The organism is Clostridium estertheticum subsp. estertheticum, assembly GCF_001877035.1.
Lineage (GTDB): Bacteria > Bacillota > Clostridia > Clostridiales > Clostridiaceae > Clostridium_AD > Clostridium_AD estertheticum.
Map to the genome: position 1 here is coordinate 3,356,314 of NZ_CP015756.1, position 21,480 is coordinate 3,377,793.

Sequence of the window (21,480 nt, forward strand, 5' to 3'; positions counted from 1 at the left end):
AGTCCTGTTTTTTGATGATGTCTCTTTTAAGAGTTATAACCATAATTTATACTTATTAATAATGTTTATCAATTTTCTATATCTTTTAATGCAATTGCACACTCAATCCTTTTCTTTTGCATTTTGCATCCAATTTCATAAGGAATATTCATATCACCATTAAAATTGAGGTTATTCGCCTGACATCCACCACTGCAGTAAAATTTTGCCCAACATTCTCTACACTTTGGTTTATTGTAAATATGAGCTTTCTTAAATTTCTTAGCTAAAGACTTATAAAAAGTGTCTTCATAAATACTTCCCAATTTAAATTCTTCTTTTCCTTCTCTACTACCTAACTATTTTACTTGCTACAGTAACTTTTTCTAATAACACCCGCTGCAACTTCCACTACAGCTCTTTCCTTTTTTTCTATCCTTAACAATCCTACTGTAGAATTTGAAGATGCTGCTGATGTTAATTCTGTAATGAAAGAAGTTACAAAAGCATGTAAAAAAGTAGAACCAGATTGCGAAATCTATGTAAAATAGAAAATTGTGTTTAAGGAGGAAGGAATCATGACAAAAAAACAAAGGGCGATGTTGTGGCGTATAATTATTTCAGCAATTCTAATGGTATCCTTGGCCTTAATTTCTACAACAGGTTGGATTCAAATAGCAATATACTTAATATGTTATCTAATTATTGGATATGACATATTGAGAAAAGCAATTCTCGGTATTTTTAATGGCAAAATTTTGATGAGAATTTTCTTATGGCTATTGCAACAATTGGAGCAATCCTTCTTGGCGAATACTCAGAAGGTGTTGCTGTTATGCTCTTCTACCAAATCGGAGAATTGTTCCAAAGTTATACTGTAGGAAAAAGCCGTAAAAATATCTCATCATTAATGGATATACATCCATATTATGCTAATGTTGAAAAGGATAAAAAACTTATAAAAATAGATCCAGATGAAGTTGCTATAGGAACCGTAATTGTTGTACAACCAGGTGAAAAAATTGCAATTGACGGTACAATTAAAGAAGGAACTTCCTCTTTAAATACTAGTGCCCTAACAGGTGAACGTTTTAAGTGGATGCATCAACTTATCTGGTTTTATTAAAATAAGTACAACCAAAGAGTTTGGAGAATCTACTGTATCTAAGCTTCTGGAATTAGTAGAAATTTCAAGCATGAAGAAATCTCAATCAGAAAACTTTATCACAAGATTTGCTAGATACTATACTCCAGCATAGATGAAGTAAGAAGTGAACTTCTTCCAGCTGACAAAGTTAATCAAGTCGAAGAGCTTCTTGCAAAAAAAGGTGTCAAGGAAAAACTTGCTTTTGTAGGTGATGGTATAAATGATGCTCCTGTACTTGCTCGAGCAGACTTGGGTATTGCAATGGGTGGACTTGGTTCAGATGCTTCTATTGAAGCTGCAGATATTGTACTAATGGATGATGATCCCTCAAAGATTTCTCTTGCTATGAAAATTTCTAGAAAACCTCTTGGTATAGTACATCAAAATATTGTACTTGCAATTGGTGTAAAAGTCATTGTACTTGTACTCGGAGCAATTGGAATTGCCAATATGTGATTTGCAATTTTTGCTGATGTAGTTGTTATGATTTTAGCAGTATTGACTGCTACAAGAGCTTTAATTGTAAAAAAGAATTTTTATTAAAATCTATAAAGAAAAATTTATTAAAATAACTGGGAAAGTCGGTTACCAGAACATGTTGTATCTGACTTTCCCTTTATTGTGGTTATAACAAGAATAATAATATTTTACAAACTTGAATCTCTAAACTATCATTAATGAAAAAGCAAATCTGCTACACCAGACAATCGATACTATGTTTGAAATATCATGTCCAACAGACAAATAGCAACTTATTTTAAAACAATTTCTGTAAAAGTTATTTATTTCATTTTATGTTCAGCAGTTTCTTGGATTTCATCATAATATTTCTGTAATGAAAGTTGAATATTTCATAAAAATAATGTTATTTGTTGTTAAAATATTTTTAACAACTACTTGACTTTATAGAAGTATGATGCTACACTAAAATTGCTGTTAATTAGAATTTATCAGCAATAGAAAAAGAAGTCAAGGCAGCTAATAAAAAAATTCACTTAAGAAAGGAGTGATTAAATGTGGTTAAAATAAAAGAAAATTTATGGACAAAGAATTTTCTTATTCTTTCCTTAATTAATTTTTTTTTAACATTAATATACTTTTTACTAAATTCTACAATTACTATCTATGCTATAAATAACTTTAAGGCCTCTACTGGGCAAGCAGGATTTGTAGCTGGTATATTTATTATTGGAACTTTAATTGGACGTATTTTTACCGGACGAATGCATCATTCTAAGAAATTATTAACGATGGGCTTAAGCATTTTCATTTTAAGCAGCTTATTGTATTTTGCTGATTATGGACTTATGTTTCTAACTATAGTCAGATTAATAAATGGATTTAGTATTGGGGTAGTAACTACAATTGTAGCCACTGTTGTAGCAATTACGTTACCTCTATCTCGAAAAGGAGAAGGTGTTAGTTATTTTGCAGTAAGTACTGCGATTGGTACTGGAATTGGTCCATTTATAGGACTTTATTTAAGTCAAAGTTCAAATTTTAATACAATTTTCATGCTATGTTTTATGTTAGGTATTGTTAGTTTGGGAGCAGGAATTTTTGTTGATTTTTCCACGGTACCAGTAAGAAACTCTAAGAACGAATATACTGAATTGAAATTATCTAACTTTATTGAGCCAAAAGTAATTTCTATATCTATAATAATTCTTGCTGCATCATTTTGTTTTTCTAGTGTACTTTCTTATATAAACCTATATGCAATTGAATTATCATTAGTAAAAACAGCAAGTTATTTCTTTATGGTATATACAGTTGTTGTTTTAATATCAAGACCTTTTACAGGTCGTATTGTTGATAAAAAAGGTGCAAACTTTATTATATATCCAGCTCTTGTTATATTTGCTATAGGATTAATTCTTCTTAGCTCAGTGACAAATAGTACAACTTTATTATTGGCAGGTGCTTTGATGGGACTTGGTTTTGGAAATGTTTCATCAATTTCACAAACTATAGCAATTAAATCTGCTGAACCTAATCGTTTAGGTTTAGCTACAGCTACATTCTCTATATTTTCGGATATAGGTTCTGGATTTGGGCCTTCTATAATTGGATTAATTATTCCATTAATAGGTTATAAAACATTATATATGAGCTTAGGAATAACTGTCTTTGTAATCCCTGTTTTTTATTACTTTTTACTTGGTAGAAAAGGAAGCACATATGAACTGCCCACTGTCAAGTAGACAGTGGAAATAATTAAAGATTTCAAGTAAGGCGTCTATCATTTAGTAGGCGCTTTGTTTATGCTGCATTACCTAATAGATATTGCTGATATTCTATTGGTGTCATGCACTTTAAATGTTTCTGATAACGTCTATTATTATAATAGTCTATATAGTTCTCAGTAGCTTTTTTTAAGCTTTCATAGTCTTCAAATTTATGAAGATAATACATCTCCGTTTTTAAGATTCCCCAAAAAACTTCCATTGGTCCATTATCAATGCAACGCTCGACCCTTGATTTGTTTACGAAAGTCTTTTGGCAGTTCTTGAATCATATTTTCTTCACCTATGATGTCCTCAAGATATCCTTTCATAAAAACGGGAATATTTTTTGCTTTAGCTTGTTTAGCAATATTTAAAACCCATGTTTTTTCAGCATTAATTTTTCCTTTTCGTCTACCAGTTTCAGTTCCAATTACGACCCAGCCTATCCCATCTAAATCAAGAATGCCAAGCTCACTAAACAATGGTTCAAAGGCAAGAAAATAATTTTTGGCTTCTATATTTTCACGCAAAGATTGAATTCTGCTTTTGTCGCATTCAGCTGTTATTGTTACGCCCATCCATACATCATTAAAATTGGTTTCAAATTTAATAGATTCTGGGCGCTTTGTTAGAAATAGATAAACATGCTGAGGATTTTCACTCATAATATCAAAAACTTTTGTAATCCATTCAGTTTTCCAATCTGAAAAATCACTCATACTTGTCATTAGATAAGTATTTGGTGTCTTAGTAGCAATTCTTCTAAAGCGTTTTTCCATTAACTGAGGAACAGAAAAATCAGGTGTTATCTTAAAACGCTTGTTGATACCTCTCGCATAGCAATAATTACAGCCTACCGTGCATCCACTTACTGGATTCAAATTTTTAATAAGTTTCCCTATATCCCAAATCTCCATAGTTTTACTCCTCTTCCTTTTGATTTAAGTTCTTTAGTATCCTTGATAAATAATATTCAAATTGTACTATTTCATCATCACTGAAACCTTCATAATAAATTTCATTCATTTTTGAGGATATTTTATGATATTTTTTTTGTAATTTTTTAGCTTTTTCTGTTAAAACAATCAAAACCTTTCTTCTATTAGTTTTGCTGAATGTTCGATTAACAAGCTCTTATGTAGGATATTACTATATAGTAGCAAGTGTGTCAAGGCCAATAACTATAACAATAACCATTTATATTTTAAATACTAACCATAGCTTTTTAAGAAAATGGATTTTTAAAATTTATTTATTAAATAGCTATTGACACATTATACTACTATATAGTAATATTTTATATAGTAGTATACCCCGTGGTAATATTGCTACATGAAAATTTAAAAATATACTTATAGGGTGGTGCGATTGAATGGATAAAATTCAAGTAATTAAATAAGAAAAGTAATTTAAACTTAGTATATTATAAATTAAATTCAAGGAAAACTAAATAATTAGATAAAGGAGTATTTAATATGATTAATAAATTTAAAGATTATTCAATTCACACATTTACATCACCTGAGGAGTCTGGACTAGTTAATACTCAAATTATTGAGACAAAAAATAACCTTATAGTAATTGACGCACAATTTCTTCTTCCAGATGCAAGTAAAGCAAGAGAATACATAGATAATTTAAATAAGCCAATTGAACGATTAATTATATCTCATAATCATCCTGATCACTGGTTTGGAAGCGAATTATTCAAAGATACAAAAATTTATGCATTAAAAGAAGTAAAGGATGAAATAGAACAGTTAGGAGATACAATAATTAATAATTACCAATTCTTTAATCACTCAGGGCCACTTGTTCCGCTAATGAAGACAGTACCTACTCACATTCTTGAAGAAGGAAATCTTACTATTGATGGGGTAGAGATGGTAGTTAAAAAAGTTGTTGGAACAGAAGGAGAAACAATTAGCATGTTAGAAATACCAAGGGACAATGTTTTAATAGCTCAAGATGTAGTTTATAGTGGCTGTCATATTTTCTTAGCTCAGAATGAAAAGGATAGAGCTAATTGGATTAAAACTTTAGAGGAATTAAAGGACAACAATTATAAATTAGTATTAGGAGGGCATGGTACTCCAGCTAATAATGAAGTTTTTTCAGAAGTAATACAATATATTAAAGATGTAGATGATTGTCTAAAGAATTTAAATAGTAAAAATGAGACTAACAAAGAAAAAGCACAAGAATATAAAGAGTATATGTTAGGAAAATATCCAAATCATAAAGCGGCATCTTTAATAGATATAACTTTAAGCTATTTATTCCCAGAAAACAAGTAATATATTTTAGTTAGCAATATTCAATTACTCCATAGTTAGTATACTTTTGAACTGAATTTTTAAAAGATATTAATGTAATATTATATCCAGGTGTGATTTATAGCACCTGGATATTTTATATTATAAGTATTTGAAAAGTAAATGTATTTTTTACAGGAAAGCATATGATTGGAAAAAAATAATATCTTTGCGTCATACATAGATTAAAAAATCAGTTTGAGTATAAATTTGAAAAATTTGATTTAGATGAAAAAAAGAAGAATTGCGGAAGAATGGATGATATTAGTAGAAGATTTTAAGGCAAGCACTCTTAATATAACAGCTTGGTGCAGGAAGAAAGAAGTTTGAAAAGGATTTTTATCTTATTTATATCTAAAAAAATCCTAAGCAATAGCTGATACAGTGGCGCAAAAATAGGCAACAGTTGTATTACCTGAAGGAATTGAAGAATAATTAATCTCATTAAAGGTTGGAACTATTACTAAGGAAACAACAAACATTTTGGTATTTAGTAATGATTCCTATTATAGTGAACTGAATAATTCTGAATTTTAGTTTTTTTAAGAGATCAAATAGGCAATAAGCTTTCATAATGCTTATTGCCTATTTATTCAAATCACTATACTGCCTTCTTATTATAAATTGATGTCAGTCTTCTCTAATGAAGAATTGCTCAATAACAAAACCATATTTGCCCTTGCATTACATTTTTATATGCTACTTTCTTGAATTATTTCTCCATCATTAGGAATTATAACTTGTTTATCATATTTTTGATCAATCAAATACTGTTTTAATTCTTCTCTAGTTAAAAATCCATGGTTGACATTATCCATATGGCTAGCAATAACTTTTGCATTTTGAGCAGCCTTACAAACAGAAACAACATCTTCCTTGTTCATAATAAGTCTACCAAACGTTAATCTAGCATCACAGCTATTTACTATAATTATATCTGGCTGATAGGTTTTTATATTATTTTCAACACCATAATAATAAATAGTATCACCAGCTATATATACAGTCTTTTCATCTGGATGTTGAAAAACATATCCTGAAACGACTCCCATTTTTAAACTAGTAATCTCATTATCCCCATGAACTCCTGGAACTTTTATTAATGTTATGCCATCAATTTCAAGTGAATTTTCTATAAAAGACGATGTATTTGTAAATCCAATTTCTTTTGCTTTTGTTTCATCTTCTTCATTTTGGAATATTATTGATATATCAAGAGGAAGATAATCTTTTGTAAAATGATCCTCATGAAAATGAGTAACTAAGCAATAATCTATATCCATTAAAATATCTTCTGGTGAAAAAGGTAAATCATGTAATGGTGATTTCATATCATTTTTTATAGGATCTAGTGATTGCGCACTAAATCCTTTATTTTTATCTTGTAGCCATGGATCCACTAAAAATTTTAAACCTCCATACGAAATAATTAAGGTAGCATTTCTAATCTGTTGAATTTTCATTATAATTCCTCCCTGTTTGTTTTTTCTAATACATTTATATCTATCTAAATGATTTAATTTACTCATATTAAAGTCCATGATTAATATCAATAATTTCAAATATTCTCAAAACCACCTTAAATAGTTATTTTCTGTTCATTTTCTTTATTTTGACTTTTTGTTAAAATTACTGTAGAAACTAAAACTAGTGAACATCCAATAATTTTCTGTATTGTTAATCCTTCGTTTAAAAATATAATTCCAACAATAATACTTGTAATTGGCTCTAATGTAGATAATATAGCTGTTAATGATGCCCCTAAATAATAAATGCCTTTTTGTATTAAAACACCACCGATTAAAGCTACAAATATAGCAATTAATAATGATAACAAATATCCTTTCATCGACATAATAGAAAAACTATGAGTGAATAGTCCTAAAACTAGAACTCCTAAAAAATTAATAATTGATATATAAAAATTAAATACAAATAGATTTAATTCTCTGACAGAAGAGTGATCCATACCAACCATATAATAAGCATAAAATACTCCTGAAATAGTGGCTAAAGCAAAGCCAATAATTGATATAGATTTATTTTCTGCAAAACATGCAATACCTATCATTGCTACAAATAATGAAAAAATTTGTTGTTTATTTAATTTCTGATGATAAAAAACAAAATTAATCAAACAAACAAACAAACAAAGGATATAGAAAATGTAAGACAGTTGCACTACCTACATCAATAAAACTGTATGATGAATAAAGCAATACAGTTGTTAATGTACTTCCTATAAGACCTATTATCAATACATCAAATAATTGTTGTTTTGATAATTTTAAAGATAATTTATTATATAAAACGATTATTAAAAATATCGGTAATGCAAATGTACTTTTTAAAAAAGCCAATTGTATCCCATTGCTCCCCATAGAATAAGTTATTTTACCTATAGCTGGCGTAAATCCAAATATAATTGCTGACACTACAGTAAAAATAATCCCCTTGTGTCTAACATTCATGAATTCAACTCCTTCTCCGCGTGTTCGCTACTTTTTTACTGTTATTATATAAATAACATCGCAGACATAGCACTATGTTTTTATTACGTCAATATACTACAATAAAAATGGTTGACACATTTTATTCACTCAAAATAAAGCTATAATTATCATATGAATGCACTTTTCACTTTTATTTAATTAAATCTACCACCATCTTATAAACAATGATAGATTTATACATTTTGTTAGAATTCTGTATTCTCTTTTAATGCATCATAAGCAAACTTTATTATTTCCTCACAAGCTACACCTTTTTTCTTAAGTTCAATACATTCTAGAGTTCCATATTTTTCTTTAATTTTATTTATTATTTCTCTTGATAATGCTCTTGAGTTATTTTTCTCCTCACTTGAATTTCTTCCTTTTAATGCTCCAATAGCCATTAATGTTCCTGTAATTGCTCCACAAGTACTTCCTACAGACATTCCTCCTCCAAATGGACTTGCCATTGACACTGGGATATCCAAATTAGTATCCTCATTAAATGCTTTTAATATAGATTCAGCACAATTGTACCCTTCTTTATGAAATTCTAATACTTTTTCCATTACTCTTTCTCCTTCTTAATCTAAAAATTGTATTATATATTTATCTTTCTTCTGTGACTATTTTGTGTCTTATTATATTTTTAGCTGCTATAACATATATAGTAGTTAATTAAAATCTATATTTAATATATAGTTTACTATATTTTGTGGTTTAGGAAGTCTGCCGACAGCACCTTTTTCACCCTTAATAGCCATAGTGCCTATTTGTGGTTCAATAAACTCATATCCATATGCTTTAAGTTTCTCTATGTTGTTTTGAACTATCTTATTTTCATACATTGAAAGGTTAACGGTGTAACAAATTTCGTCGCTGACTCACTCATCACTACATGTACATCAGCTCCTTGTTTTTTTAGTTTACTAACTACATCGACTACTTTGTATGCTGCTATTCCTCCACATACACATATAACAATATTTTTATTATTTAACATAACAAAATCCACCTCATAATTGCATCTTCACTTTACTAAACCGTGTTTCTGATTTAATAACTCAATAATTTTTCTCGACAATTTATAAGATTCTCCTGCTCCAAAAACTATTATTATATCTCCATTTTTAGCTTCGCTAAGAATTTTTTCGCATATTTTATCAAAGTTTTCTATATATTCAGCTTTGTTTATACCTATTTCATCACTTAACATGTCTAAATCGACTGGCTCTAAGTTTTTATTTGCCTCTCGTCCTAAAAAAGGTCTTGTAATAATAACTCTATCAGCTTTCTTTAATGCTGTAGCGAACTCATGAAAAAATAGCTTTGTTCTTGAGAGCTGGCGAGGTTCGAAAATAGCAAAAACCTTTTTCCCTGGGTAACTAAGTCTAATTGAATCTAATGTAATTGCTACTGCTGTAGGATGATGAGCAAAGTCATCAAAAACCTTAATTTCATCAATATTTGCTATTAATTCCAACCTTCTTCCTATTCCTTTAAAGTTTTCAAAAGAATTCTTTATTATATCTATATCAACACCTAACTCTAAGGCAGCAATCAATACTCCTAGCGAGTTTTGAACATTATGTTGTCCTATTAATCCAATCTTAAAATTATTTTCTTTGTCTTCACTTATTACTTTAAATGATGAATATTCAGGGGTATTTGAATTTAATTTAACCCTATACTCAGTATTAAAAGGAAATTCAAGCTTATTATTTATATAATAGCCAATAACTTTTACACCTTCCGTTTTTAGCCAGTTCTTTAATTCATATAATATTTCACCAATAGCCGCACTATCTTCATTTACAATTAAAATTTTCGATCCTTTAAGCTTTTTAATAAAGTTTTTAAAAGAATCCTTAACTTCATTTATATCCTTGAAAAACTCTGGATGATCCATCTTTATATTATTTATTATAGCTATGGAAGGATTGTAATTTAAAAAGTTATTATTGAATTCATCAGCTTCACATACAAAGTACATTGACTTTCCTAGTCTATATCCTCCTCCCCAATTTTTAAAAGTCGTTCCAGCTTCAACAATTGGATCTAGTCCTCCATTTTCTAGAACAAGTCCCATTAAAATTGTAGTTGTAGATTTACCATGTGTACCTGAAATGGAAATAACATATTTTTCATTTTGTACATATTTAGCTGAAAACTCCTGCCATGTCATTAAAATTCCTCTTTTTTTAGCTTCCACTATTTCTGGATGATTAGGAGAAATATCTAAAATAGCAGGTGATATGGCTAAGATATCAACATTCTCTATATGATTTAAATCATGACCTTTAAAAATCTCTATACTATTTTTCACAAGAGCATCATTATAATAAGCTGACATATTTAAATCACACCCTGATACATCAAATCCCATATTCTTTGCAATAACTGCTATAGGTGCCGCTCCACTTCCACAAATGCCCATAAAATGTACCTTTTTCTTATTGTCCAATATAATTCACTCCTATAATATCTATCTAGTCGGCTTAAATCTCTTCAGTCTTAAGGCATTTGTTATCACTGATACTGAACAAAAGCTCATTGCAGTTCCTGCTATCATTGGATTTAATAATGGTCCTCCAAATATATGAAGTATCCCCATTGTAACTGGTATCCCTACTAAATTATATGTAAATGCCCAGAATAAGTTTTCTATTACCTAGTAAAATATTTAAATTTCATGGTTAACTTTTTCACTTCATGATCCTACATTGATTTATCAATTTTTTGTAACGATTAATATACTTTTTTTATTTCAAATCATAGTAACGTTATTACTATTCTCAAGCGGTGAATAATAAATTTACTTTTAATTCGGATACTTTACATCTGATGGCATTCTCCAATCACCTCTAGGTGACAGCGATACTGTACCAACTTTAGGTCCATCTGGAAGGTAGGAACGCTTAAATTGTTGACTGAAAAAACGTTCAAAAAAGATATCCAGCGTCTTATCTATTTCCACATGCATTACATTTTTAAATGCTATATATGCAAGCTTACGAATTTTTTCTTTACTAAAGCCATTACGTATAAAATGGTATAGAAAAAAATCATGCAGGTCATATTTTCCTATTGTTCCTTCTGTAGATTGTATATGTTCTCCTTTTTCTATTGGGAGTAATTACCCTTTACTCTGAGATTCGTGGAGCATTTTCATCTTTAATTCATAGTAACAAGGACTCATATCAAGATAATGTTTATGTGGATTTTCAAATCGCTGCTCTTCTATCCAAATTTCATTTTCTAACTGTTGCTCTACATAACTACGAATTTCACCTATATTACGTACCTTATATACTCGTTTACCATCTTTCACAACAAGCTGCTGCAATTCTTTCACGGTACATTTATTAAAGTATCTATTTTCCCATGGTTTTTCCGGATCAACATATCTATATGATTTATTCATATCAATAGTTTCGTCTGCTTTGGTGATTAAATCTGCTATTGCATTTCCTTCTTCACAGTAGACACGATATACTTTTTTAAGTCCAGGATTGGTAATTTTCTCAATAGTTTCTGATATCTTTATCCTAGATACAAATGTTTCATTTTCTTCCACCGCAGCAATCTTATATACTGCACCAAATACTGGGTCGCTCTTAGCTGTTATTAAACGCTCTCCTACACCAAAACCATCAATGTCGCCACCTTGGCTTAAAATCGAAGTAATGGTATACTCATCCAAACTATTCGATACTAAAATATTACAATCTTGAAGACCAGCTTCATCAAGCATAGCACGCACCTTTTTAGATAGATATGCAAGGTCTCCTGAATCTAGTCGTACACCCTTCAATCTTTTTCCCATTGGCTCTAAAACTTCTTTTGCCACTCTTATAGCGTTTGGGATACCAGAATGAATAACATCATATGTATCTACTAGAAGCACTGCTGCATCTGGATAATTTTCCGAGTAACTCTTAAACGCCTCATATTCATCTTTATAAAACATTACCCAGCTGTGTGCCATGGTTCCACTGACAGGGATACCAAATTGTTTTCCTGCCATGATGTTTGAGGTACTACTAGCTCCACCTATATAAGCAGCTCTTGCACCATAAACAGCTGCATCAATATTATGGGCCCGTCTTGCACCGAAATCAGATACCGCCCTACCTCCGGCAGCACTAACAATTCGCCTTGTTTTTGTAGCAATTAAAGATTGATGGTTGATTTGTGTAAGAATTGCTGTTTCTACTAACTGAGCATCAATGAGGGGCGCTATTATTGTAATTATTGGTTCATTAGGGTACATGATTGTTCCTTCCTCAAAGGCATAAATATCCCCTGAAAACTTAAAATTTCTTAAATATTCCAAAAAGTCTTCACTAAATAGGCTCACGGAGCGAAAATATTCTATGTCATCTGAATCAAAGTGCATATTTTCTACATACTCTATTATCTGCTCTAGACCTGCAAATATTGCAAAGCCTCCTTTATCTGGGTTTTTGCGATAAAATACATCAAATACAACTCTCTTCATTTCATTTTGCCTAGCAAAATACGCGTTTGCCATAGTCATTTCATATAAATCCATCATCATGCTTATATTACGTTTATCAAACTGTGTCATCCTATTTTCCTCCTCTCACCAATCAATTCTGCAAGTTTTAATGAGTCAAAAGCCGGCTTTTTAATCACCTGGCATCCGCTTACATATACTTTTTTGAGATTTTCCAGCCAGATGTCCCTTCTATACAATGCTCAACTATGCAATTCTTACTACAAACAGCTTTTAATTTAAATTACAAACTATTTTAATACTTCTAAATACGCATTATCTACTCACTGCTTTTCTTCAAAAGGTATTTTGCAAAATCAACAAGTTTAGATGCTTCCTTTGTTCGAAGCATATTTACATCCAAACCATCTGGACCTAACCTAAAACGATCTAATCCGTCAGAATCCTTGAATATCTTATATAACAATATGCAGTTTTGGCTTAAAGCAGGCGACTTTTTAATCTCCGACAAACCAAGTACATCGTCTCTATCATGATAAGCCATAACATAATAAGTCCTTTCATCAAAAGAAATATCATATTTAGAATAGCTTTCTTTATAATATTCTGCTGCCCGCTTTCCATGTCCTGTATCCAGCCAGTCATCTAGGCGGCGAGAATCATGAAAAACAGCTGCCATGCTTAGTGAATTCATTTCTTCGTCACTTAGCCCAATCTGATGTGCAATTATAAGTGCCAGCAATAACACGCGAGCACAATGGTGTTTTGTGTGCATTTCACTGTCAATAAATGAAAACTCAACATTTTTCTCCATGAATTCATACCATTTTTTATAGCGCTCTGCAACTGGCTGGCATGTAGGATTATCCAAAATATTTTCCAAAAACATTTTTATCTTCCTCTCTATATAAAAATTATTTACCTTGCACTTTAATACGCAAATTACTAAGTACATTAGCAATATCGTCTGAAATTGCCACAGCTCTTCCTTGTAGATGTTCCGGCGCACTGGTTTTTTTATGGTTTACACTGACATAGAATGTATTTTTATAACTAGCAGTCATCTTCCAAAAATTCATAATCACGAGCCTATGGCCATATAAGCCCAACGTCCCTCTCTCATTGAAAATCTGTAATAAAAAACATTAAACATATTATCTATAACATACTTTTCCTCCTAATGTTTTTTAATTTACTACATACTAGTCATTTTTCCTTTTAATAATGTTAAAATTTCTGTCATGTCACCATCCACCCCAAAAGACTTATGTTTAATAACTTCTGGAATATAAATTTCGCCCTTGTTAACTGTGACATATGTTGCATTTGGTTCTTGGTTAACAAGATTCATAAGCGGTGCTTTTATCATTTGGTTTCTACAACCAATACCCAACTCTAATACTACTAGATTCTTTCCATGATATTTATTTACAAATGATTGGAATCTTTTCTGACCATCAGAATCTGGAATAAAATTATGATCTGTTGCTACATGAATCTGCATTTCTCTACCACAAAATGGGCACTTAGGAATCATTTCAGATGTTATCTTTCCTGTTTGTTGTACTTGTGCCATTTTCTTTATCACATCCATTGATGGATACAATGTGTCATGGCATCTATGCGCACACTGCATAGAAAGCCAGTTTCCTTCTATTTCATAAATCTGTTCATTCTCCAATCCTGCTAATGAAAAATGCCCTTCTCCATTAGATGTAACAATGAAATACGGTTTATCCATTATAATAGACTTAAGACTATCCATAACCGAACTTCCATGATAAGTACCGCTATAATGCCAGATTAACCTGCTCAAATAAGTCCATTTTTCCTCTTCCTTAGGAAATTTAAAAATGCTTGCCTCAAGAATATTGGAAAATCCATACTTTTCGATAAAATCAGGAAATAATTCTTGAAAAGCTTGATCTCCTCCAAACAAATGTAAGCCTTCACAAATAGAAAATCCATTGCTTGCACCAATCAGAATAGCATCTGATTCTTCAATTTTTTCTATAATTTTTTTAATTTACTGCGAGTAGTTCAATTTATCCATCTTTAACCGCTCCTTATCTTCCTTGACTTCTTTCGAGGTTGCTGATAATATTAAATTAACAGCAATTTCAGTGTAACATCACACTTTTACAAAGTCAAGTAGCTGTTAAAAATATTTTAACAACAAGGAGCATTATTTTTATGAAATATTCAACTAAACTAAGCCAGGCAGTACATATATTAGTTTTTATTAAAATTAATCCATGTTCTAATTTAAGCAGTACAGCCATCGCCAAAAGCATTCAGACAAATCCCGGATGCGTAAGGCAAATCATGATGAAATTACGAGAAACAGGATTATTAAACAGTATTACCGGACATGCTAAACCATCATTAGCAAAAGAAGCTGCTGATATCACGATTCTAGATCTCTACCGTGCTGTAGAGGGTAACAAGACTCTATTACACCTTGATACGCAAACCAATCCCGATTGTGGTGTGGGTACGAATATTCAGCTTTCATTACAGAAATATTATGATGAAATCCAAGAAACTGCTGAACATAAAATGAAAGAAATCACATTGGAGCATATTATTGATCTTTATAATAAAAATGTAGAGCTATCCTACACTAATTAAATAAATAATTTTGAAATAAAATATTTTTAGAGAACAAAGGTGTCTGCGACACACTCCTTCGGAGAAATTATTAATAATTAAAGTAAAAACCATAGAAATTACTGTTCCTCTATGGTTTTCTTAATTGTACTTGTGGTTTTTTCCACATATGCCATTGTATTCTTTTAGTGGAATAACTCCGCCACATTTTAAGTATTTATATGGTATCATCCCTCCAACCATGTTGTTATCGGCTTTATTTTACCATATACAACTCCTTGTACAATTTCATATATTTCTATCGTATTTTCTAACTTTTCTTTGCCTTCCTGTATAGATTTCTCTTTAAAATACACCACAGCCACACCCCGTCATAATTGTAACATCACAATTCTCACCGATGAAAAAATCGTTATATCATGCAGCTTTGTGTTTTTCCGGTGTTACACCTGTACAACACGAAGCATCCACATAAATCGGGATTTCCGGCATATAAGCTTTCAGTAAGAGAACATTGGTTACCATACAAATATCCGTACATAATTCAACCAATTCTATACTTTCTATATCTTCAATCTTTGCTTTTCTTTGAAGCTCCTGCTGTCTTCCGTCAAGCTCCCAGCCTTCTGGAATCATAAAATGCGAATGCCTGTGCAAGAACTTCCATTTCATCAGTTTACCTTCTTTCAAAACACAACATTTTCCCAGTGAATACTTTGTGTCTCGTTGCTCATTGCCAATAGTTCACTCTCCGCTTCGCAGCAAAAAGTGCGAACAATGATAGAATACATTCCTGAAAGATTCTGTGTTATGCAAAATGTCTCAAAAGAAATTATTCTGTCCTTGCCAACAGATTGGGATACAGTATTTTCTTCTCCAAAGATTTTCGTCACATTCACTCCTGTTTCTTCTTCTATTTCACGACGAAAGCTTGAAAAACACTTTAATATTAACGAACCTTACCAATAGGAATTTAAATCAATCCATTTGTTGTTCCTCCGTCTGGTTTTTGTCTGGTCTGAATTAAAATATACTTTTCATCACAAACCTGCTTTTCATTGATTGAGGTAATTCATACTTTTACAAGTTTTTCTTCCATACATAGTTCTCCTAACGCTTTCAATTTTTAAATACGCTATTTGAAGCAATAATCAGTCAATAAATATCACATCTTATCTGCTATCTCTTTTAGAATTTTTTCCATATCTCCATCCAACCCAAAAGACTTTGCCTTAATCTCATCCGGTAAGTAGATTTCTCCCTTATTTACAGCAACATAGGTTACATTCGGCTCTTCAGCAGCCCATCTCATAAATGGTGCCTTAATCAACTGATTTCTCCATCCAATTCCCAGCTCTAATATGACCATATTTCTGCCATGATACTTTTGTATAAACTCCTGAAATCTATTATGCGCTACTTCATCAGGAATAAAACCTTCCCCAGCACCATGAATCTGCATAGGTCCGCCGCACTTTGGGCATTTGGGTACAAGTTCTGTGGGGATTCTGCCATTTCGCTCTACTTCACTCATTTTCTTAATAGCAGCAAATGCAGGATATAATTCTTTATGACAAGGCTTTGCACATTGCATTTCCTTCCAACTTCCTTCAATTTCATAAATACAGTCCGGTTGAAATCCTGCAAGTTCAAAATGGTTTTCTCCGTTGGAAGTAACCATAAAATAAGGTTTATTTCCAATAATTTTTTTTAAAGCATTTGTATTTTCGCTTCCTGTATAATTGCCACTATAATGATTGGCAAGTCTGCTAATAAATGTCCACTTTACTTCCTCTGACGGGAATCTTGTATACATTCCTTCTAAGATATTTCTAATTCCGTATGTTTTTTTAAAATCTCCAAACAGATTTTCAAATTTCTGATTATCTGCGAAAATATGCAGACCCTCAGAAATAGAAAATCCATTGCTTGCGCCAACTAATATGGCATCTGCCTCCTGTATTTTCTTTGCTATTATTTCATATTGATTCATAAATACACCTCTTCATTTTAACTTTTTTTACAGCTTCCAATACATTCACTATGCTTCCAACAATTGCCATTCCATTGTCTTCAATTTTCTCTGGAATTAATTCATACTTATCATTGACAGCAATGTAATATGCATCTCTTAGACTTTCTGTCAGTTCCCAAAATGGCTCCTGAATAAACATCGGTGTCATGCGTCCTACCCCTAATTCAATAAACAATATCCTTTTGTCTTTATTTTTTTGGATATAGTCCGATATTTTCTGATACTGCTCTTCATATTTCTTTCCCTGCAAGAAATTACCATAGCCTCGTACCCATGGAAACATTTCTGCACCACAGTGAGAACAGTGTGGAATCAGCTCTGTTGCAACCTTAGTACCTTCTCCCATGGAATCAATCATATCCTCTACCGGTTTTACTGCATCCCAAGTCTCATCACAGCATTGTCTGCTGCATTGAAGGAAACGATGATCTCCCTGAATCTCACTTACTATTTCCTCTTTATAGAGTTTTACAAACTGTGTATCCTGATTCGTTGTCAAAATATGAAAATCCTTACCCTTAATGATTTCATCCAAATCCTTGTACGGCTTTCTAATAGGTGCATGTACGGTGGTATATAAAAAGGTTGCCAGATATCCCCAATGTTCTTCTCTTGTGGAAAACTGATGCATAATACCTGCGAAAGCGCCATTAAATCCATACTTTTCTGCAAACTTTCCAAAATACTCCCTATAGGATGGTGTATCATCATAATAAAAATCTCCACCACCCGCCGCAGATAAACCAGACGCACCACCAACTACAATGCATTCCGCTTCCTCTATCTTTTTTACAAATTCTTCTATCTGATTCTCATATGGTAAAGCTTTCTTTTTACTCATCTTTACTGCGGTTCCTCCAGAAGCATAAATTCCATAATTTCCTGAATAATTTTTCCTCTGTGTTTTCATTACTAAATCTTCATAAAAGCTCATTCTATTTCACTCACTTTCTATATATTTTATTGTATCCGGCAATCAATATTTGCAAAAAAACTCCAATTCATGTACTTTTTGCAATTTTTCATTATACACACCATGCCTATTACCAATAGCAGACATAATGTTAGGATAATTCCTACATATTTTAGAATACAGGAATCTCATACTCTATGGTTCCTGAATAAACATTGGCGTCATCCTTCCTACACCGAGTTCCAGAAACAAAACCTTTTTATTCATATTTTTTCTAAGGAAATCACTTAATTTTTGGTGCTCTTCTTTATATTTCTTTCCTTCCAAAAATACACGAGAGCGTACCCATGGCTCAAGTTCTGCTCCACAATGAGGACAATGCGGACCCATTTCTGTTGGAATTTTCAAAGCCACATCTATTTCCGCATTAATTTTGTGAAGTAGTTCCACGGAATCGTAGAGTTTATCATGACATCTTCTATTACACTGTAAATATTTCCAATCCCCTTGAATAGCACTAATTTTCTCAATAGGAAATACTTTTTCAAACTGTGTATCCTGATTAGTTGTGAGAATATAATAATTCTTATCTTTTAGTAGCCATTGCAAATCCTCATATGCTTTTCCAACTTGTGCATCTAATATACAACATCCCGAACGTGCAATAAATGCCCAACGTTCTTCGCTGGTGCGATATGGATAATAGAATCCATCAAAAGTATTATGAAAACCGTATTTATTTTCAAATTTGCTGCGAATAGTTTAATTTATCCATCTTTAACCTCTCCTTATCTTCCTTGACTTCTTTCGGGGTTGCTGATAATATTAAATTAACAGCAATTCTAGTCTAGCATTGCACTTCTGCAAAGTCAAGTAGCTGTTGAAAATATTTTAATATCAGGGAGTATTGCTTTTATGGGATATTAAACCAAACCAAGTCATGCAGTACACATATTAGTTTTTATTAAAATTAATCAAAATTCAGATTTAAGCAGTATAGCTATTGCCAACAGCATTCAGACAAATCCTTATGAAATTACGAGAAGCCGGATTATTAAACAGTGAAAGAAATAACTTTGGATCACATCATTAACCTATACTATAAAAAGGTAGCTCAATTCTATTGTAGCAAATTGAATAATTCTGAATTTTAGTATTTTTAGGAGAAATTAATTAATTTTCAGTTAAAGTAATCTTTATTCCATACGTGTTGGTAACAATCTTTACAACTTCTTTGTCTTTTTCATCATAATATTAAATTTGCTTATGCTTTCCTCTAATATAATTATAATAAGGACTTTAAACATTATTTGTTTTTTTTATAAATTCATACAAAATATTTTTATAAAAGAGAAGTTACATATTTATTGTCGAACTATATAGTTAAATAAGATTTATTTAACAATTAGCTATCCATGCAAGTTTTATCTAACAAAGATATAAGTAATAGTTTTAATACTATTACTGAAGATCAATATAATAAATGTAGACCCTCAAGTTTTTTCTTCTTCTATAAAAGATGCTAATATAGGTAAAAATTGTTATATATTTATAGTAGATCAAGTTAATCAATCTATAGGAGCCTCTTTAGAAATATCTGAAAATGCTAAAAAGCTATTTAAAGAGGAACTAGTTCAAGTTAGCAGTACAATAACGTCCTTTGGTAAAATTAAAGAATCAATTTCAAATATTTCAAGTGCTATGGAAGTTAGTATGAACTCCATTAATGTGATTGATAAAAGTAAAAATCTCTTAAATGATTCTATTAATAGCATTGCATCAATTTCTGAAGCGAATACTGCAGCAACAGAGGAAGTCACAACAACAATTCAAACTCAAGCGGAGTCAAATAACTTAATGAATGCTTTGGCTGAGGGATTGAATGATAAGGCTAATGAATTGATAAAATTAATAAATAAATTCAGGTTTTAAGAATAATGAATTTTATAAAAAATTAAGTACATTTCTATGTAAACGGGCAGCCTTCTGGTTGTCCGTTTTACTCATTACATAGTTTATGTTTACTAGTATTATTCCTAGTGCTTTTATTGTATTAAGCTATAAAATGAGTTTCTTTCCTTCTAAAATGTAGTTATTCCATTTACAATAGCATTTGCTATGTTTTCTGCATTAAACCTTTCCATATCATCTTTAGAATTCAAAAATCCCCCTTCTACAAGTATTGCAGGCATTTTTGTGTTTTTTAATAAATATAAAAAGCTTCCATCTTTTACTCCTCTATTAACATATCCCAGCTGGGCTATCTCATCTACAACTCTTTTAGCCGTTTTTTTACTTGATTCCGATATCGCAAATACTTCTGTTCCGTCTCCTCTTCCTCCATTGAAATGAATAGACACATATAAATCTACATTTTCTTCATTTGCCTTATTTACCCTTCTATAAAGTGAATTACTTAAACTAGAGTCAGCACTTGGAGTGCAGTACACTACCTCCTGCTTAAGTTCTTTAAGCTTTGCTATTACCTTAACTCCGACCTCTTTATTTAACTCATCTTCTTTTCTTATACCCACATATCCTATATCTGAGGGTGGGCAATTGTGGCCAATATCAATACCATATTTCAAAGCAATCACCTCCATAATTTTTGTTCTAATCTTAGGGTAATTTTTTAACCTTATTTTACAATATGCCAAGGTATCCATTTTGTGTACTAAAATATAATTATTCAACATATTTTATTTATAGGGACCCTAAATAATTCGTTTAATAAATGTAATTAAATAAGGTACTTAATTGATATAATTAAAGGATGTGATTATTTGAGAATTAATATAAAGAAATACATTTTACTAATAATGTGTATTTCCTTTTCCTTAAGCCTCTTCGGATGCAAATATAATTTTAACAAAAGCATTTTCACCAAAAATAAACCAAGCAATTATTATTATACCAAGTTATTAATGAACGATTTATCTGCAGAGACACCTAAGGAACTTTATGCTCTATATATGAATTTTTATAAGAAAAAAGATTTTTCAAAGGAAGATTCAACTATATTCGTCAATTTCTTTAATTCATTGACTAATGCTAGTTTCATAGATAAGCCGACAAACTTACCTGCTAAACCATTATATAAAATATTTTTGACATTTAGCAAAGACAAATACGTGTTAAATATATATAGCGAAAGATATATCTCCATATACCCTTGGGATGGTGATTACAAAATGGATTACATTGACACAAGTAAAATGTTCAAAGCTTATAACCTTTATGGTCTCTGCAAATACCTTATACCTAAATAATGCATTTACTTT

Annotated in this window: 25 protein-coding genes and 4 pseudogenes; 6 read left to right on the plus strand and 23 right to left on the minus strand. The window is 31.1% G+C overall.

Annotation, left to right across the window (positions count from 1 at the left end; genetic code table 11):
- Positions 1–68: 68 nt before the first annotated feature.
- A pseudogene (locus tag A7L45_RS15765) lies at positions 69–323 on the minus strand (SPASM domain-containing protein); the annotation flags it as partial.
- 234 nt (positions 324–557) lie between these two features.
- Between A7L45_RS15765 and A7L45_RS15770 the strand changes: the two are divergent.
- Both A7L45_RS15770 and A7L45_RS15775 read left to right on the plus strand, forming a co-directional pair.
- Positions 558–1,669, plus strand: a pseudogene (locus A7L45_RS15770) (P-type ATPase actuator domain-containing protein).
- 473 nt (positions 1,670–2,142) lie between these two features.
- Positions 2,143–3,330 (plus strand): MFS transporter, encoded by a 1,188-nt coding sequence (locus A7L45_RS15775; RefSeq protein ID WP_071613683.1) that lies wholly within the window; start codon positions 2,143–2,145, stop codon positions 3,328–3,330.
- Positions 3,331–3,388: 58 nt separating this feature from the next.
- On the opposite strand, the gene A7L45_RS15780 is transcribed toward A7L45_RS15775, so the two are convergent.
- Genes A7L45_RS15780 through A7L45_RS23325 form a run of 3 tightly spaced genes read right to left on the minus strand, consistent with a single transcriptional unit; the run spans position 3,389 to position 4,443 of the window.
- Positions 3,389–3,574: an IS3 family transposase gene (locus A7L45_RS15780; protein WP_084647482.1), complete on the minus strand. Its 186-nt coding sequence runs from the start codon at positions 3,572–3,574 to the stop codon at positions 3,389–3,391.
- A 10-nt stretch (positions 3,575–3,584) separates the two neighbouring features.
- Entirely contained in the window at positions 3,585–4,271 is a 687-nt protein-coding gene (locus A7L45_RS15785; RefSeq protein WP_071613684.1) for a DUF5131 family protein, read from the minus strand.
- Positions 4,272–4,275: 4 nt separating this feature from the next.
- Entirely contained in the window at positions 4,276–4,443 is a 168-nt protein-coding gene (locus A7L45_RS23325) for a helix-turn-helix domain-containing protein (RefSeq protein WP_169829611.1), read from the minus strand.
- Positions 4,444–4,829: 386 nt separating this feature from the next.
- Between A7L45_RS23325 and A7L45_RS15790 the strand changes: the two genes are divergently transcribed.
- Positions 4,830–5,651 carry an MBL fold metallo-hydrolase gene (locus A7L45_RS15790; protein ID WP_071613685.1) on the plus strand — a complete coding sequence of 274 codons (822 nt, stop codon included), beginning with the start codon at positions 4,830–4,832 and terminating at the stop codon, positions 5,649–5,651.
- Between the two features lie 710 nt (positions 5,652–6,361).
- Here A7L45_RS15790 and A7L45_RS15795 read toward each other — a convergent pair.
- The 12 genes and pseudogenes from A7L45_RS15795 to A7L45_RS15850 form a co-directional block, all read right to left on the minus strand.
- Positions 6,362–7,132: an MBL fold metallo-hydrolase gene (locus tag A7L45_RS15795; protein WP_071613686.1), complete on the minus strand. Its 771-nt coding sequence runs from the start codon at positions 7,130–7,132 to the stop codon at positions 6,362–6,364.
- Positions 7,133–7,248: 116 nt separating this feature from the next.
- Positions 7,249–7,818 (minus strand): DMT family transporter, encoded by a 570-nt coding sequence (locus A7L45_RS23550; RefSeq protein ID WP_207647740.1) that lies wholly within the window; start codon positions 7,816–7,818, stop codon positions 7,249–7,251.
- Complete coding sequence (locus tag A7L45_RS23555) at positions 7,799–8,140, minus strand: EamA family transporter (protein WP_207647741.1); 342 nt, start codon at positions 8,138–8,140, stop codon at positions 7,799–7,801. The genes A7L45_RS23550 and A7L45_RS23555 overlap by 20 nt, the downstream gene beginning before the upstream one ends.
- 227 nt (positions 8,141–8,367) lie before the next feature.
- On the minus strand, positions 8,368–8,730 hold the full coding sequence (locus tag A7L45_RS15805; protein WP_071613687.1) for a C-GCAxxG-C-C family (seleno)protein: 363 nt from the start codon (positions 8,728–8,730) through the stop codon (positions 8,368–8,370).
- Positions 8,731–8,835: 105 nt separating this feature from the next.
- The gene (locus A7L45_RS23920; RefSeq protein WP_151553363.1) at positions 8,836–9,009 is read right to left on the minus strand and encodes a flavoprotein; all 174 of its coding nucleotides are present in this window, start codon (positions 9,007–9,009) and stop codon (positions 8,836–8,838) included.
- On the minus strand, positions 8,991–9,164 hold the full coding sequence (locus A7L45_RS23925; RefSeq protein WP_151553362.1) for a flavoprotein: 174 nt from the start codon (positions 9,162–9,164) through the stop codon (positions 8,991–8,993). Before A7L45_RS23925 ends, A7L45_RS23920 begins: the two co-directional genes overlap by 19 nt.
- 27 nt (positions 9,165–9,191) lie before the next feature.
- Entirely contained in the window at positions 9,192–10,625 is a 1,434-nt protein-coding gene (murC, locus tag A7L45_RS15820; protein WP_071613688.1) for a UDP-N-acetylmuramate--L-alanine ligase, read from the minus strand.
- Positions 10,626–10,646: 21 nt separating this feature from the next.
- Positions 10,647–10,826, minus strand: a pseudogene (locus A7L45_RS15825) (hypothetical protein); the annotation flags it as partial.
- 156 nt (positions 10,827–10,982) lie between these two features.
- A pseudogene (locus A7L45_RS23930) lies at positions 10,983–11,297 on the minus strand (NAD(+) synthase); the annotation flags it as partial.
- Positions 11,298–12,752: a nicotinate phosphoribosyltransferase gene (locus A7L45_RS15835; RefSeq protein ID WP_071613689.1), complete on the minus strand. Its 1,455-nt coding sequence runs from the start codon at positions 12,750–12,752 to the stop codon at positions 11,298–11,300. It lies immediately after the preceding pseudogene.
- A 208-nt stretch (positions 12,753–12,960) separates the two neighbouring features.
- The gene (locus tag A7L45_RS15840) at positions 12,961–13,596 is read right to left on the minus strand and encodes an HD domain-containing protein (RefSeq protein WP_151553361.1); all 636 of its coding nucleotides are present in this window, start codon (positions 13,594–13,596) and stop codon (positions 12,961–12,963) included.
- A 240-nt stretch (positions 13,597–13,836) separates the two neighbouring features.
- Positions 13,837–14,580, minus strand: a complete 744-nt coding sequence (locus tag A7L45_RS15850) for an SIR2 family NAD-dependent protein deacylase (RefSeq protein ID WP_224616893.1) — start codon at positions 14,578–14,580, stop codon at positions 13,837–13,839.
- A gap of 254 nt (positions 14,581–14,834) precedes the next feature.
- Between A7L45_RS15850 and A7L45_RS15855 the strand changes: the two genes are divergently transcribed.
- Entirely contained in the window at positions 14,835–15,272 is a 438-nt protein-coding gene (locus A7L45_RS15855; protein ID WP_071613693.1) for an Rrf2 family transcriptional regulator, read from the plus strand.
- 206 nt (positions 15,273–15,478) lie between these two features.
- On the opposite strand, the gene A7L45_RS24115 is transcribed toward A7L45_RS15855, so the two are convergent.
- From A7L45_RS24115 to A7L45_RS15880, 6 genes are all read right to left on the minus strand, one after another.
- Positions 15,479–15,610, minus strand: a complete 132-nt coding sequence (locus A7L45_RS24115) for a hypothetical protein (protein ID WP_257786552.1) — start codon at positions 15,608–15,610, stop codon at positions 15,479–15,481.
- Between the two features lie 58 nt (positions 15,611–15,668).
- Positions 15,669–15,908: a cysteine hydrolase family protein gene (locus A7L45_RS15860; protein WP_151553359.1), complete on the minus strand. Its 240-nt coding sequence runs from the start codon at positions 15,906–15,908 to the stop codon at positions 15,669–15,671.
- Positions 15,909–15,937: 29 nt separating this feature from the next.
- Positions 15,938–16,144: a hypothetical protein gene (locus A7L45_RS15865; RefSeq protein WP_071613695.1), complete on the minus strand. Its 207-nt coding sequence runs from the start codon at positions 16,142–16,144 to the stop codon at positions 15,938–15,940.
- A 272-nt stretch (positions 16,145–16,416) separates the two neighbouring features.
- A complete protein-coding gene (locus A7L45_RS15870; RefSeq protein WP_071613696.1) occupies positions 16,417–17,244 on the minus strand; it encodes an SIR2 family NAD-dependent protein deacylase in 828 nt (275 codons plus the stop codon).
- On the minus strand, positions 17,231–18,220 hold the full coding sequence (locus A7L45_RS15875) for an SIR2 family NAD-dependent protein deacylase (protein ID WP_071613697.1): 990 nt from the start codon (positions 18,218–18,220) through the stop codon (positions 17,231–17,233). Before A7L45_RS15875 ends, A7L45_RS15870 begins: the two co-directional genes overlap by 14 nt.
- Positions 18,221–18,394: 174 nt before the next feature.
- Positions 18,395–18,808: an SIR2 family NAD-dependent protein deacylase gene (locus A7L45_RS15880; protein ID WP_071613698.1), complete on the minus strand. Its 414-nt coding sequence runs from the start codon at positions 18,806–18,808 to the stop codon at positions 18,395–18,397.
- Between the two features lie 1,092 nt (positions 18,809–19,900).
- Here A7L45_RS15880 and A7L45_RS15885 point away from each other — a divergent pair.
- On the plus strand, positions 19,901–20,131 hold the full coding sequence (locus tag A7L45_RS15885) for a hypothetical protein (protein WP_170288014.1): 231 nt from the start codon (positions 19,901–19,903) through the stop codon (positions 20,129–20,131).
- A 149-nt stretch (positions 20,132–20,280) separates the two neighbouring features.
- Here the strand turns inward: A7L45_RS15885 and A7L45_RS15890 are convergent, their stop codons facing one another.
- The gene (locus tag A7L45_RS15890) at positions 20,281–20,787 is read right to left on the minus strand and encodes an N-acetylmuramoyl-L-alanine amidase (RefSeq protein WP_071613700.1); all 507 of its coding nucleotides are present in this window, start codon (positions 20,785–20,787) and stop codon (positions 20,281–20,283) included.
- Between the two features lie 231 nt (positions 20,788–21,018).
- Here A7L45_RS15890 and A7L45_RS15895 point away from each other — a divergent pair, with 231 nt between their 5' ends.
- Complete coding sequence (locus A7L45_RS15895; protein ID WP_151553412.1) at positions 21,019–21,468, plus strand: DUF4883 family protein; 450 nt, start codon at positions 21,019–21,021, stop codon at positions 21,466–21,468.
- The last annotated feature ends 12 nt before the right edge of the window (positions 21,469–21,480 follow it).

Coding starts and splice junctions, on each gene's coding strand:
- A7L45_RS15780 (WP_084647482.1), bottom strand. CDS start 3,574: ATGGAAGTTTTTTGGGGAATCTTAAAAACGGAGATGTATTATCTTCAT.
- A7L45_RS15785 (WP_071613684.1), bottom strand. CDS start 4,271: ATGGAGATTTGGGATATAGGGAAACTTATTAAAAATTTGAATCCAGTA.
- A7L45_RS15790 (WP_071613685.1), top strand. CDS start 4,830: ATGATTAATAAATTTAAAGATTATTCAATTCACACATTTACATCACCT.
- A7L45_RS15795 (WP_071613686.1), bottom strand. CDS start 7,132: ATGAAAATTCAACAGATTAGAAATGCTACCTTAATTATTTCGTATGGA.
- A7L45_RS23555 (WP_207647741.1), bottom strand. CDS start 8,140: ATGAATGTTAGACACAAGGGGATTATTTTTACTGTAGTGTCAGCAATT.
- A7L45_RS15805 (WP_071613687.1), bottom strand. CDS start 8,730: ATGGAAAAAGTATTAGAATTTCATAAAGAAGGGTACAATTGTGCTGAA.
- A7L45_RS23920 (WP_151553363.1), bottom strand. CDS start 9,009: ATGTATGAAAATAAGATAGTTCAAAACAACATAGAGAAACTTAAAGCA.
- A7L45_RS23925 (WP_151553362.1), bottom strand. CDS start 9,164: ATGTTAAATAATAAAAATATTGTTATATGTGTATGTGGAGGAATAGCA.
- A7L45_RS15835 (WP_071613689.1), bottom strand. CDS start 12,752: ATGACACAGTTTGATAAACGTAATATAAGCATGATGATGGATTTATAT.
- A7L45_RS15840 (WP_151553361.1), bottom strand. CDS start 13,596: ATGTACTTAGTAATTTGCGTATTAAAGTGCAAGGTAAATAATTTTTAT.
- A7L45_RS15855 (WP_071613693.1), top strand. CDS start 14,835: ATGAAATATTCAACTAAACTAAGCCAGGCAGTACATATATTAGTTTTT.
- A7L45_RS15870 (WP_071613696.1), bottom strand. CDS start 17,244: ATGAATCAATATGAAATAATAGCAAAGAAAATACAGGAGGCAGATGCC.
- A7L45_RS15875 (WP_071613697.1), bottom strand. CDS start 18,220: ATGAGCTTTTATGAAGATTTAGTAATGAAAACACAGAGGAAAAATTAT.
- A7L45_RS15885 (WP_170288014.1), top strand. CDS start 19,901: ATGGAAGTTAGTATGAACTCCATTAATGTGATTGATAAAAGTAAAAAT.
- A7L45_RS15895 (WP_151553412.1), top strand. CDS start 21,019: ATGTGTATTTCCTTTTCCTTAAGCCTCTTCGGATGCAAATATAATTTT.